10 protein-coding genes are annotated in these 13,314 nt (G+C 70.2%); 8 read left to right on the plus strand and 2 right to left on the minus strand.

Annotated elements, in window-relative coordinates; all coding sequences use genetic code 11:
• Positions 1-65 precede the first annotated feature (65 nt).
• From AC067Z_RS05050 to AC067Z_RS05070, 5 genes are all read left to right on the plus strand, one after another.
• On the plus strand, positions 66-1,430 hold the full coding sequence (locus AC067Z_RS05050; protein ID WP_478788027.1) for a phosphomannomutase/phosphoglucomutase: 1,365 nt from the start codon (positions 66-68) through the stop codon (positions 1,428-1,430).
• A gap of 159 nt (positions 1,431-1,589) precedes the next feature.
• Positions 1,590-1,772 carry a Trm112 family protein gene (locus AC067Z_RS05055; protein ID WP_478788028.1) on the plus strand — a complete coding sequence of 61 codons (183 nt, stop codon included), beginning with the start codon at positions 1,590-1,592 and terminating at the stop codon, positions 1,770-1,772.
• A gap of 62 nt (positions 1,773-1,834) precedes the next feature.
• Positions 1,835-2,971, plus strand: coding sequence for an SIS domain-containing protein (locus AC067Z_RS05060; protein WP_478788029.1), 1,137 nt, complete (start codon positions 1,835-1,837; stop codon positions 2,969-2,971).
• Between the two features lie 274 nt (positions 2,972-3,245).
• Positions 3,246-4,442, plus strand: a complete 1,197-nt coding sequence (gene manA, locus AC067Z_RS05065) for a mannose-6-phosphate isomerase, class I (RefSeq protein ID WP_478788030.1) — start codon at positions 3,246-3,248, stop codon at positions 4,440-4,442.
• 141 nt (positions 4,443-4,583) lie between these two features.
• Positions 4,584-5,558 (plus strand): cation diffusion facilitator family transporter, encoded by a 975-nt coding sequence (locus AC067Z_RS05070; protein ID WP_478788031.1) that lies wholly within the window; start codon positions 4,584-4,586, stop codon positions 5,556-5,558.
• Between the two features lie 134 nt (positions 5,559-5,692).
• On the opposite strand, the gene AC067Z_RS05075 is transcribed toward AC067Z_RS05070, so the two are convergent.
• A complete protein-coding gene (locus AC067Z_RS05075; protein WP_478788066.1) occupies positions 5,693-7,756 on the minus strand; it encodes a fructose-specific PTS transporter subunit EIIC in 2,064 nt (687 codons plus the stop codon).
• 457 nt (positions 7,757-8,213) lie between these two features.
• On the opposite strand from AC067Z_RS05075, the gene ahcY reads away from it, so the two are divergent.
• Together ahcY and AC067Z_RS05085 are read left to right on the plus strand one after the other, a co-directional pair.
• On the plus strand, positions 8,214-9,671 hold the full coding sequence (ahcY, locus tag AC067Z_RS05080; RefSeq protein ID WP_478788032.1) for an adenosylhomocysteinase: 1,458 nt from the start codon (positions 8,214-8,216) through the stop codon (positions 9,669-9,671).
• A gap of 212 nt (positions 9,672-9,883) precedes the next feature.
• On the plus strand, positions 9,884-10,498 hold the full coding sequence (locus AC067Z_RS05085; RefSeq protein WP_478788033.1) for a hypothetical protein: 615 nt from the start codon (positions 9,884-9,886) through the stop codon (positions 10,496-10,498).
• Between the two features lie 276 nt (positions 10,499-10,774).
• Here AC067Z_RS05085 and AC067Z_RS05090 read toward each other — a convergent pair whose 3' ends face one another.
• Positions 10,775-11,836 (minus strand): RDD family protein, encoded by a 1,062-nt coding sequence (locus tag AC067Z_RS05090; RefSeq protein ID WP_478788034.1) that lies wholly within the window; start codon positions 11,834-11,836, stop codon positions 10,775-10,777.
• A 124-nt stretch (positions 11,837-11,960) separates the two neighbouring features.
• Between AC067Z_RS05090 and AC067Z_RS05095 the strand changes: the two genes are divergently transcribed.
• Entirely contained in the window at positions 11,961-12,968 is a 1,008-nt protein-coding gene (locus AC067Z_RS05095; protein ID WP_478788035.1) for a stage II sporulation protein M, read from the plus strand.
• The last annotated feature ends 346 nt before the right edge of the window (positions 12,969-13,314 follow it).

A 13,314-nucleotide genomic window follows, 5' to 3' on the forward strand; every position in this document is an offset into this window, starting at 1 on the left:
TGAGACGACCCCCTCCGGGGCGGGTAGTTTGATGCGACCGCCAAGACTTCAGGAGGATTGGGCCCGTGGCTGCTGATCTGTCGCAGATCGTGAAGGCGTACGACGTCCGCGGAGTGGTGCCGGATCAGTGGGACGAGGAACTCGCCGAACTGTTCGGCGCAGCCTTCGTACAGGTGACGGACGCGGACGCGATCGTCGTCGGCCATGACATGCGACCCTCGTCGCCCGGTCTGTCCGGCGCGTTCGCCCGCGGTGCCGCGGCCCGCGGCGCGGACGTCACCCTGATCGGCCTGTGCTCCACCGACCAGCTCTACTTCGCCTCCGGACATCTCGGCCTGCCGGGCGCGATGTTCACCGCCTCGCACAACCCGGCGCAGTACAACGGCATCAAGCTGTGCCGCGCGGGCGCCGCGCCCGTCGGCCAGGACTCCGGCCTTGCGGACATCCGCGCACTCGTCGAGACCTGGTCGGCGCAGGGTGCGCCCGAGCCCGCCACCACGCCCGGAACGGTCACCGAGCGTGACACCCTCGAGGGCTATGCGGCGCATCTGCTGTCGCTGGTCGACCTGTCGGCGATGCGCCCGCTGAAGGTCGTCGTCGACGCCGGCAACGGCATGGGCGGCCACACCGTCCCCACCGTCTTCGGCGCGCTCCCGGTCACCCTCGTACCGATGTACTTCGAACTGGACGGCACCTTCCCCAACCACGAGGCCAATCCCCTCGACCCCGCCAACATCGTCGACCTCCAGGCGCGGGTGCGTGCCGAGGACGCCGACCTCGGGCTCGCCTTCGACGGCGACGCCGACCGCTGCTTCGTCGTCGACGAGCGGGGCGAGGGTGTGTCCCCTTCGGCGATCACCGCCCTGGTGGCCTCCCGCGAGCTGGCGAAGCACCCCGGCGGGACCGTGATCCACAACCTGATCACCTCCTGGTCGGTGCCGGAGGTCGTACGCGAACAGGGCGGCAGCCCGGTACGCACGCGCGTGGGCCACTCGTTCATCAAGGAGGAGATGGCCCGCACCGGTGCCGTCTTCGGCGGCGAGCACTCCGCGCACTACTACTTCCGCGACTTCTGGAACGCGGACACCGGCATGCTGGCCGCCCTGCACGTGCTCGCGGCCCTGGGCGGTCAGGAAGGCCCGCTGTCGGCGCTGGTCGCCTCCTACGACCGGTACGCGTCCTCGGGCGAGATCAACTCCCAGGTCGAGGACCAGGCGTCCCGTACCGCGACGGTGAGGGCGGCGTTCGCGTCCCGCGAGGGCGTGAGCACCGACGAACTGGACGGGCTGACCATCGCCGGCGCCGACTGGTGGTTCAACCTGCGCGCCTCCAACACCGAACCGCTGCTGCGTCTCAACGTCGAGGCACGCGACGAGGCCACCATGGCCAAGATCCGCGACGAGGTCCTGGCCCTGGTCCGCGCCGTCTGAGCCCAGGGGGTGCGCCCCTGGGGGCGCGCCCCCAGAACGAGCCGCACCCCGCTCCGCGGCGGTAGGCTGACGACGCCTGATCCGCCAGACCGTGACCGCATGTCGACGCGAGCGCTCGCATATCCGACCTGTGGCATGCCCCGAAGGGACACCGCTGTTATGCCGCTCGAAGCCGGCCTTCTGGAGATCCTCGCCTGCCCGGCGTGCCACGCCCCGTTCGACGACCGCACGACGGCGGAGACCCCCGAGCTGATCTGCACGGCCACCGACTGCGGCCTGGCCTATCCCGTACGGGACGGCATCCCGGTGCTCCTGGTCGACGAGGCACGCCGCCCCGCGTAACGCAGGACGGCCACAACCGCACACACCCCCCGCACGCGTACGGCGATCGGAGGCCCCACCCCATGCTCGACGAGTCGCTCCTCGACGCCGCGGACGCTCTCGCCCGCATCGACCACCGAGGCCTGCTGCGCGGCGCCGCAGAAGCAGGGGCCCGCGTACGCACGGCCGCCCGGCACGCCGCCGAGGCCGGTATCGCGGAGATCACCCCCGAGGGACGCCCGCGTGCTGTCCTCGTCGCGGGGCCCGGCACCGCCGCATCGGGTTCGGCCGACCTCATCGGCGCCCTCGCCGGGGCGTCCGCTCCCGTCATCGCGCTGCGGCCCACCGGCGTCGCACATGCCGCGGGCGCCCTGCGCTGGGCCCTGCCCGGCTGGGCGGGCTCCCTGGACCTCCTGCTCGTCGCGACCACCGACGGCAGCGAACCCGGCCTCGCCCTGCTCGCGGAGCAGGCCTACCGCCGCGGCTGCACCGTCGTCGCCGTGGCACCCGAGAGCTCCCCGCTGTCCGAGGCGGTCGACGGCGCACACGGACTGGTCGTCCCGATGGCCACCGCCCCCTACGAGTTGTACGAGGAGGGCCAGGCGGCGAGCCCGAGCGCGTTGTGGGCCCTGTTCACGCCGCTGATCGCGCTCCTCGACCGCGTGGGCCTGTTCGACGCGCCACCGGAGACGCTCGCCAAGGTCGCCGACCGCCTCGACCGCACCGCCGAGCGGTGCGGCCCCGCGATCGCGACGTACAGCAACCCGGCAAAGACACTGGCCGCCGAGCTGGCCGACAGCCTGCCCCTCATCTGGACGGAGGGCGCGGGCGCGGGCGCGGCCGGCCGGCGCTTCGCCGCCGTGCTCGCCGAGATCGCGGGACGTCCCGCCCTCGCCGCCGAACTGCCCGAGGCCCTGCCGGCCCACGGAGTGCTCCTGGTCGGCGACTTCGCGGCCGGCGCCGATCCCGAGGACTTCTTCCGCGACCGCGTCGAGGAGCGGCAGGCAATGCGCGCCCGCATCGTTCTGTTGCGCGACCGGCCGGCGGGCGGGCTCACCGCCGCACCGGCCGCGCGGGAACTGGCCCTCAGCCACGACACGCCGATCAGCGAGATCGAACCCGAGGAGGGGACGGAGCTCGAGTCGATCGCGGAGCTGCTCGCCGTCACCGACTTCGCCGCCGTGTATCTGTCCCTGGCGGACAAGGGCGACCAGCCCTAGACCGTGTCGCCGCCCTTCGCCCGCCTTCACCCGGTCCGCGCCGTGTCCGCCCGGCACGGACACCCGCCCGACACCGGGCGTCCGCCGTACCGACGCCCGGCCGACGAACGACCGGCCTATCAAGGCCGATGAGCGACGACTGCGCGCCGGCCACCGCGTACCGGCGACGATGCACCGGCAGACGTGGTCCGGGTGACCGCGCAGCGACGCTCCAGGGCCGGCCTGCCGGCCCGATGACCGCGCCAGCCGAAGCGACAAAGGACAAGAAGAGACCATGGACCGCCTCTCCAACACCGTGCGCCCCTACGCCTGGGGGTCCACGACCGCCATCCCGGAGCTGCTCGGTCTCGCCCCCACCGGCGAGCCGCAGGCCGAGATGTGGATGGGCGCCCACCCGGGCGCGCCCTCCCGCGTCAACCGCGGCGCACAGGGCGAGCAGTCCCTCTCCGAGTTGATCGACGCCGACCCCGAGCGGGAGCTCGGCGCCGCGGCCGTCGCCCGGTTCGGCCCCCGGCTGCCCTTCCTGCTCAAGCTCCTCGCCGCCGGCGCACCGCTCTCCCTCCAGGTCCACCCCGATCTTGCGCAGGCGAAGGAGGGTTACGCGACGGAGGAGGCCGCGGGCGTGCCCCTCGACGCGCCGCACCGCAACTACAAGGACGCCAACCACAAGCCCGAACTGATCTGCGCACTGACGCCCTTTGACGGACTGTGCGGCTTCCGGCCCCCGGCCGACGCCGCCGCACTGATCGCCGGGCTCGACGTCGACTCCCTCAAGCCGTACGTCGACCTGCTGCACGCCCACCCCGAGGAGGCGGCGCTGCGCGAGGTCCTCACCGCCGTACTCAGTGCGGACCGGGACGAGATGGCCGCCACCGTCTCCGAGGCCGCAGCCGCCGCCGAACGGATCGGCGGCCCCTACACCCCGTACGCCACCCTCGCGCACCACTACCCCGGCGACCCCGGCGTCATCGCGGCGATGCTGCTCCACCACGTCCAACTGCAGCCCGGCGAGGCCCTGTTCCTCGGTGCGGGCGTACCGCACGCGTACATCGACGGCCTCGGCGTCGAGATCATGGCCAACTCCGACAACGTGCTGCGCTGCGGACTGACCCCCAAGCACGTCGACGTACCCGAACTGCTGCGCATCGTCCGCTTCGAGTCGACCGACCCGGGCGTACTGCGCCCCGAGGTGTCGCCCGCCGGTGAGGAGGTCTACGACACCCCGATCGACGAGTTCCGTCTCTCCCGCTTCGTGCTGGCCCCCGGCTCCACGCCCTGCGACCTCACGGTCGCCACCCCGCAGATCCTGCTCTGCACGGCGGGCGGTGTGACGGTCGCCGGTACGGGTCGCGCCGACGAACTGCGTCTCGAGCCGGGTGAATCCGCGTTTGTCGCCGCCGGGGAGAACGTGCACGTCGCGGGCACGGACGGCGGTGCGGGCACGGTCTTCCGCGCCACCGTTGTGGCCTGAGACGGTGGCCTGAGACAGCGCCACCTTCGGGTGCTGCAACAATGGCGCACCGCAAAGGCCGGGCAAAGAACCGCCCGGTCCGTATCGCGGTCGGCGATCGACGAACGCAGCAGCAGCACATACGAAGGGACACTCGGCCACATGAGCGCGTCAGGCGGAACCAAGGCGATCGTGGCGGCACTTGCCGCCAACCTCGCAATCGCGGTAGCGAAGTTCGTGGCGTTCCTCTTCAGCGGCTCGTCGTCGATGCTCGCGGAGAGCGTCCACTCGCTCGCCGACTCGGGCAACCAGGGCCTGCTGCTGCTCGGCGGCAAGAAGGCCAAGCGCGAGGCGACCCCCCAGCACCCCTTCGGCTACGGGCGCGAGCGTTACATCTACGCCTTCCTGGTCTCCATCGTGCTGTTCTCCGTCGGTGGCATGTTCGCCATCTACGAGGGCTACGAGAAGATCAAGCATCCGCACGCGATCGAGGCCTGGTACTGGCCGGTCGGCGTCCTCGTCTTCGCGATCATCGCCGAGACCTTCTCGTTCCGTACCGCCATCAAGGAGTCCAACACCCTCCGGGGCAGTCTGACCTGGACGCAGTTCGTGCGCCGCGCCAAGGCCCCGGAGCTGCCGGTCGTGCTCCTCGAGGACCTGGGCGCGCTCGTCGGCCTGTTCCTGGCCCTCGGCGGTGTGGGCCTGGCGCTGGCCACCGGCGACGGAGTCTGGGACGGCATCGGCACCCTGTGCATCGGTGTCCTGCTGATCGTCATCGCCATCGTGCTCGCCGCCGAGACCAAGTCCCTGCTGCTGGGCGAGGCGGCCGGCGTGGAGGACATCGAGAAGATCAAGGCCGCCACGGTCGACGGCGAGACGGTCACCCACATCATCCACATGCGCACGCTGCACCTCGGCCCCGAGGAACTGCTGGTCGCCGCGAAGATCGCCGTGGAGCAGCACGAGTCGGCCGAGGAGGTCGCGGCCGCGATCAACGCCGCCGAGGACCGCATCCGCGCGGCCGTGCCGATCGCGCGCGTCATCTACCTGGAGCCGGACATCTACAGCGAGTCGGCGGCCGCGGCGGGCGTGAACCCGGGCAAGGCCCCGGGCGGAGCGGGCGACTCGGCGCACTGAGTCAGGGGCACTGGGACAGACGCACTACAGCAGGAGCACGCCGGAAGGCCCCGGCCCCGAACAGGGGGCCGGGGCCTTCCGGCTGCCCGGGTGTACGCCCAGGCTGCCCGGGTGTACGCCCAGGTCGGGACCGGTCAACGGACCTCGCGCAGCACGTCGAGGACGGCCTCCTCGTCCGCAGCCGCCGTCAGCCGCTCACGGAAGCCGGTGTCCATGAGCTTGCGCGACAGCATGGCGAGGATGCGCAGATGCTCGTCGCCCGCGGCCGCCTCGGGCACCGTGATCATGAAGATCAACTTGGCCTTGGTGCCGTCCAGCGAACCCCACTCCACGCCCTCCTCGGACCGTGCGAACCCGACGATCGGGGCCGTGACCGCATCGGTCTTGGCGTGCGGGATGGCGATCTCCTCGCCGAGCCCTGTCGAGCCCTGCTCCTCGCGTGCGAACGCTGCCTGCACCAGGGCCTCGCCGTCCGCCACCTTGCCGGTCGTTGCCAGCATCTCCGCCAGCTCGCGGATGGCGTCCTGCTTGTTCGCGGCACCGAGGCGTACCGTCACCGTCCGCGCGGTCAGGTACCCGGAAAGCACCTCGTCGTGCGAATGCCCGTCGTGGGAATCCTCGTCGGCGGCGTCGGCCGGAGCGGCCGTGTCGGCGGCGGCCGCATCGGCGGAGGCAGGTGCCTCGGCGGAAGCCGTCACACCGACGGCCGTGCCCTCCGTGACCGAGGCGGCCGGAGCGGCCTGGACCGCTCCGGAACCCGCGACGCCCTTGGCCGGCGCGCCGACACCGGCGAGCACCGGCTCGGCCGCCGGCACCCCGCCACCCACGGTTGCGAGAACCGGGCCGCCGGGGCTTGTCCGCTCCTTGATGCCGATCAGAGCATTCGTGGTGACCGCGGTGACGACCGTGCCGACGGCGACGGCCAGGAAGAACATCGGTACCCCGCCGACTGCGCCGAGGACCGCCACGATCGGACCACCGTGCGGAACGGCGTCCTCGACCCCGGCCATGCCGGCGATCGCACCGGCGACCGCGCCACCGAGCATGTTCGCCGGGATGACCTGCGCGGGGCGGGCCGCGGCGAACGGGATCGCACCCTCGGAGATGCCGAACATGCCCATGAACAGCGCGGCCATCCCGGTCTCGCGTTCCTGCTCCGAGTACAGCTTGCGACGGATCAGCGTGGCGAGCCCCTGCCCGAGCGGCATGACGGGGATGGCGGCCGCGCACATGCCCATGACGGTCTGGTTGCCGGTCGCGATGAGCCCGGCGCCGAACAGGAACGCGGTCTTGTTGACCGGCCCGCCCATGTCGAACGCGATCATCAGGCCCAGCAGTGCACCGAGCAGAATCGCGCTGGTCCCGGTCATGCCGGAGAGCCAGTCGGTGAGGTGGGTGAACACCCAGGAGATGGGCTTGCCGATGACGTGGATGAAGAACAGCCCCAGTGCCGTCGACGCCACGATCGGGATCACGATGATCGGCATGATCGGCTGGGCGAACCTGGGGACCTTGACCTTCTTGATCCACAGCACCAGATACCCGGCGAGGAAGCCGGTGACGATGGCCCCGATGAAGCCGGCGCCGGCCTCGGAGTCGTAGAAGTCGCCGTGTCCGGCGATCCACCCGCCGACCATGCCCGGCACCAGGGCCGGCCGGTCGGCAATCGCATACGCGATGTAGCCGGACAGGATCGGGATCATCAACTCGAAGCCGATGACACCGATCTTCTGGACGTCCTCCCAGAACGAGCCCTCGGGAATCACGTAGCCCTCGGGTGTGGCGTTACCGCCCAGCGCCAGGGATATGGCGATGAGCAACCCGCCCACCACCACGAACGGGATCATGTACGAGACACCGTTCATCAGCGCCTTGTACGCGACGCTCCGCTCCTTGCCGCCCGCGGAAGCGCTCGTCCCCGCGGTCCCGTCGCCGCCGGCCGTGTGGACCGGTGCGTTCTGCACCTGCTCGATCAGCTGCTCGGGGCGGTGGATGCCGTCGGCGACACCGACGGCCAGCACCTTCTTCCCCACGAAGCGACTGCGGTCGACGTCCTTGTCGGCGGCGATGATGATGCCGTCCGCGTCTCTGACATCGTTGTCAGAGAGCACGTTCTCGGCACCGATGGAACCTTGGGTCTCCACCTTCATCTCGACACCGAGAGCCTCCGCCGCCTGCGTGAGCTTCTCCGCTGCCATGTACGTGTGAGCGATGCCTGTCGGACAGGCCGTCACCGCGAGCAGCTTCAGCTTCCACTGCTCGCTCGTAGGACTGGTCACGTGGTTCTCCTCTTGCCGTCGCCGGATCGTGCGGTCGTTCCCGACGTCGGAGCATCGTGCACCAGATTCCGGCCACAGCAAAAGCCCGGAAACCGCGATCCTTCCGCCCCGCCCGCCGCGAAAACTGGCCGGAACCGGGGCCGGGGCGGGCTGGGGTCGGCTGGGCCGATCGGTGTAGATTCGTAACCAGTCAGACGTCGCTGCTGATGGCGGTCGGGCGGTCCTGTGCGGACCGGCCGAGGGAGAGAGGGCCTCCGACGGACTGTCCTGCGGACTCCCGGGCATTCGTATGCCGTAACGCATATGCCGTGTGTCCAGGCCGCCGCAGAGCCAGCCGTGTACCCACCCCTCGACCGAACCACGAGGAGCAGCTCGCATGTCGACTGTCACCAATGGCCAGGACTTCAAGGTCGCCGACCTTTCTCTCGCCGCCTTCGGCCGCAAGGAGATCACCCTCGCCGAGCACGAGATGCCCGGCCTGATGTCGATCCGCAAGGAGTACGCCGCCGCCCAGCCGCTGGCCGGCGCCCGCATCACCGGCTCCCTGCACATGACCGTGCAGACCGCCGTCCTGATCGAGACCCTGGTCGCCCTCGGCGCCGAGGTCCGCTGGGCCTCCTGCAACATCTTCTCCACCCAGGACCACGCCGCTGCAGCCATCGCGGTCGGCCCCGACGGCACCCCTGAGAACCCGCAGGGCGTCCCCGTCTTCGCCTGGAAGGGCGAGACGCTGGAGGAGTACTGGTGGTGTACCGAGCAGGCCCTGACCTGGCCGAACGCCGCCACCGGCGGTCCGAACATGATCCTCGACGACGGTGGTGACGCCACCCTCCTGGTGCACAAGGGCGTCGAGTTCGAGAAGGCCGGCGCGGCTCCGGACCCCGCCACCGCGGACAGCGAGGAGTACGGCTACATCCTGCGCCTGCTCAACCGCACGCTGACGGAGAACCCGCAGAAGTGGACCCAGCTGTCGTCCGAGATCCGTGGTGTCACGGAGGAGACGACGACCGGTGTGCACCGTCTGTACGAGATGCACCGTGACGGCACGCTGCTGTTCCCGGCGATCAACGTGAACGACGCCGTGACGAAGTCGAAGTTCGACAACAAGTACGGCTGCCGGCACTCGCTGATCGACGGCATCAACCGCGCCACCGACGTCCTGATCGGCGGCAAGACGGCCGTGGTCTGCGGCTACGGCGACGTGGGCAAGGGCTGCGCCGAGTCCCTGCGCGGGCAGGGCGCCCGCGTCATCATCACCGAGATCGACCCGATCTGCGCCCTGCAGGCGGCGATGGACGGCTACCAGGTCACCACGCTGGACGACGTCGTCGAGACGGCCGACATCTTCGTCACCACGACCGGCAACAAGGACATCATCATGGCCTCCGACATGGCCAAGATGAAGCACCAGGCGATCGTGGGCAACATCGGCCACTTCGACAACGAGATCGACATGGCCGGTCTCGCGCAGCTCCCGGGCGTCGTCAAGGACGAGGTCAAGCCGCAGGTGCACACCTGGACCTTCCCCGACGGCAAGGTCCTGATCGTGCTGTCCGAAGGCCGGCTGCTGAACCTGGGCAACGCGACCGGGCACCCGTCGTTCGTGATGTCCAACAGCTTCGCGGACCAGACGCTGGCGCAGATCGAGCTGTTCACCAAGCCGCAGGACTACCCGACCGACGTGTACGTGCTGCCCAAGCACCTCGACGAGAAGGTCGCACGTCTCCACCTCGACTCGCTCGGCGTCAAGCTCACCACCCTGCGTCCGGAGCAGGCGGCGTACATCGGCGTCGAGGTCGAGGGCCCGTACAAGGCGGACCACTACCGCTACTGATCACCGTCACCGATCCACCGGTCGTTCGATCACCTCCGATCGTCCATGACCGCCGGACCGTCGCCGACCCACCTCGGCGACGGCTGTGACTCGGTACAGGCAGGCCCCCGCACCCCCGTGTCGGGGGCCTGCCCCGTACCGTCCTCGAACGGCTCCGGTCAGGACGTGTCCCCACGCCCCCGAGCCTCACCGCACAAGGACACCCACGCCCCATGCCCCGCGGCCGCTATTCGCTCCACGATCCGCACGATCACACCCCCCTTGGTGAAGAGCACTTCCAATGCGCCCCCGGCCCGTCCGGCTGGCGCTACGTCTCCCGCGTCACCGCTCCCTCCGGCGAGCCGTCCGGCACGGTCGACCTCGCCCTCGACGACCTCGGCCGCCCCATCCGACTGGAACTCCACGCAGCGAACTGGCAGGTCCGCGGTGCCGCGCTGGACGGCGTCACCTGGGTCCGCACCGACCCCACCGGCACTCATGCCACCGAAGGCAATGTGCGCGCGCACACCTTCACCGGCACTTCCCCCGCCTTCCTCGTCGCCACTGCCCGTCTGCTGCGCCTCACCCCCGGCACCTCCGCGACCCGCGTACGCCTGGTCGCCTTCACTGACCCCGTCCTGGCCCCCCGCACCGTCGACCAGTCCTGGGCCCTGATGAAGAGTGAAGCGCACGCCACTGACAACGGCCCCCTGACCGTGGACGAATACCAGGTCAGCGCCCTGGACACGGGCGAACAGCATGTCGTTCACATCGCCGGCGACGTGGTCCTTGCCGCGCCCGGCATCGAACTCGAAGACCTGGAAACGCCGCCGTCGTTCTTCCCATGACCCAGGGAGGACCCAGCGGTGCCCCACGGGCGGCCGCTGTGGCAGGGCGTGCCGCGCCGCGGACGGACAACTTCGCCGAACCGACCACGTGCCGGGGCCAGGACGCCGCCGACGGTCCGAAGGGCGAGGCTCACGCGACCCGCGCCGGCGACCCATCAGGACTCTTCGCGACCCATCAGGACTCATCCGGCCCCACTCGTGGCGCGGGCATCGCGCACGAGGCATCCGGCGGCTGAGATCTGTAACTCAGCGGGACAGCAGGCTTGTTGCGCAGCCCTAGGCAGGAGGCGCGAAGCCACTGGCCGGCGGCGGTGTCACAACGGTGGGATCCGCCTGGCCCGTCCCCACCGAGGGGCCACCCGACCCGGCGACCTGGGTCCCGACCCGATCCTTACTCCCGGTCTCGGTCCCGGGTTCGGCCTGCACGGCGGCCCGCGGCCCCCGCGCAGGGGATCCGGCGGCCGCAAGATCGGCCTCACCTGTCTGCTCGACCGCCGACTCGACCGCCGACGGAACAGACACGGACCGAGCACCCGTACCGGCGTACCCGGCGCCGTCGACGGCCCCGACCGCCCCCGCCTTCGCCGCCGCGGCGAACGCCCGCCGCGTATCGCGGGCCTGCCGCTCGTTCACCACAGCCGCGAGATAAGCGGCAGGCGGCACACCCTCCGGCGCAGGCGTCCCGGTGCGAGCCGCCAGGTCTCCGGCCAGCCGCTGCGCCATGGACCAGCTCACCGCTGCGTCCAGCTGCCGCATCCGGGTCAGGTACTGACGTATCGCGAGCCACAGATCATCCGGGACCGCCGAAAGGTCGAGCGCGGCGAACCGACCGACCAGCCACGGTGGCGGAGGCGGAACGACCACGGCCCCACGCGCGGCGGGCACCCGCTCCCGCACCACCAGCGTGCCCGCGAACACATCACCGATCCGCCGACCCCGCGCCGAGACCAGCGACGCGATACACGCGATGACGCCGAACGACATCAGGATCTCCACCACACCCATCGCCCCGCGCACGAGCGCATGCCGGAACCGTATGGGCCCACCGTCGTCCCGGACCACACGCAGACCGCACGCCATCTTCCCCAGCGAACGCCCACGGCTGAGCGTCTCCGCAGCTATCGGCGCACCCACGAGCACCAGCAGGAACGTCGCGATCGACACCGCCATGACCGCGGCCTCGTCCAGCGACGCAGTCGCCATCGCCAGCCCGATGGAAACGAGCAGATAGGCCGACCACACCACCACGAGATCGATGGCGATCGCGAGAGCCCGGCTCGGCAGTTTCGCCGGCTGCAGCCCCAGTACGACCGCATCACCCGTCACAAGCCCGCTCACCGGCAGCCACCCCTCGCGTTTTCGGCCTTCCCTGCCCCTTGAATCAACAGTCTGCCAAGCTGACCCGCAGCGCGCCGCAGTAGTACGGACCGTACGCACCCAGTGCCTGGAGCAGCAGCCGACCATGGACCTCGACGTCTTCGTCACCGCCCACCGTGCCGAGTGGGACCGCCTCGATCATCTTCTGCACCGAGGACGGCGTCTCACCGGATCCGAGGCGGACGAACTCGTCGCGCTCTACCAGTGCACTGCCACACACCTGTCCCTGATCCAGTCCAGCGCACCCGACCCGATCCTCACGGGCAGGCTCACCCAGCTTGTCGCCCGCGCGCGGGCCACGGTCACCGGTACGCGGCGGGCAGGGTGGCGGGACGCCGTCGTCTTCCTCACCGCGGGATTCCCCGCCGCCGTGTATCGGTCCCGGCACTGGTGGATACCGACCGCCGTACTGTCCACACTGCTCGCGGCCGTCATCGGCTGGTGGATCGGAGCCCACCCCGAGGTCCAGTCGGCCATTGCGGCCCCGGAGGAACTGCGCCGGCTGACGGAGCCCGGCGGCGAGTACGAGACGTACTACTCGAGCCACCCCGCGGCCTCGTTCGCTGCCCAGGTCTGGACGAACAACGCACAGGCAGCGGCCATGTGCCTCACGCTCGGCGCATTCCTCTGCGTCCCGGTCATCTGGATCCTGTTCATCAACGTCCTCAACCTCGGCGTCGGTATCGGCCTGATGTCCTCGGCCGGCCGCCTGGACACGTTCCTCGGGCTGATCCTCCCGCACGGCCTGCTGGAACTGACGGCGGTGTTCGTCGCTGCCGGGACCGGGCTGCGACTCGGCTGGACAGTCATCGACCCAGGTCCGCAGAGCCGTCGCACAGCTCTGGCCCAACAGGGACGAGCCGCCATCGGGATGGCGATCGGCCTCGCGGTCGTCCTCTTCGTCTCCGGCGTGATCGAGGGCTTCGTGACCCCGTCGGGGCTCCCGACCTGGGCTCGCATCGCGATTGGTGTCGTCGCTGAGCTGGCTTTTCTCGCTTACGTCTACGTGCTCGGCGGCAGGGCGGCACGGACCGGCGACGCCGGCGACGTGGAGGAGGCCGACCGCAGCGCGGAGCTCCCCACCGCGGCGTGAGGGCGGATGTGCGTGGGGCCCCTGTGAGCTGCTAGTCTCCTCTTCGCCCACGAAACCCGTTGACACGGGGCGCGTGGGGAGGTAGATTTTAACGGTTGCCTCGGACTGGACAGTCCGGGCGGGAACATTTAGAGTCTGTCTCGCTCCTGCTGGGAATTCGATTTCCGCGGAGTTCTTTCGAGTCTTCATCCGGATCACGAAGCCGATTAGGTCGGCCGAAATGCTTCTGATAAAGTCGGAGTCGCTGAAAAGGAAAGCGCGAAAGCGAATACCTGGAAAGCAGCCCGCCGGCCGGGAATCGGACACGAAAGAGTCTGATAGAGTCGGAAACGCAAGACCGAAGGGA

The organism is Streptomyces sp. NPDC043812, from assembly GCF_056436245.1.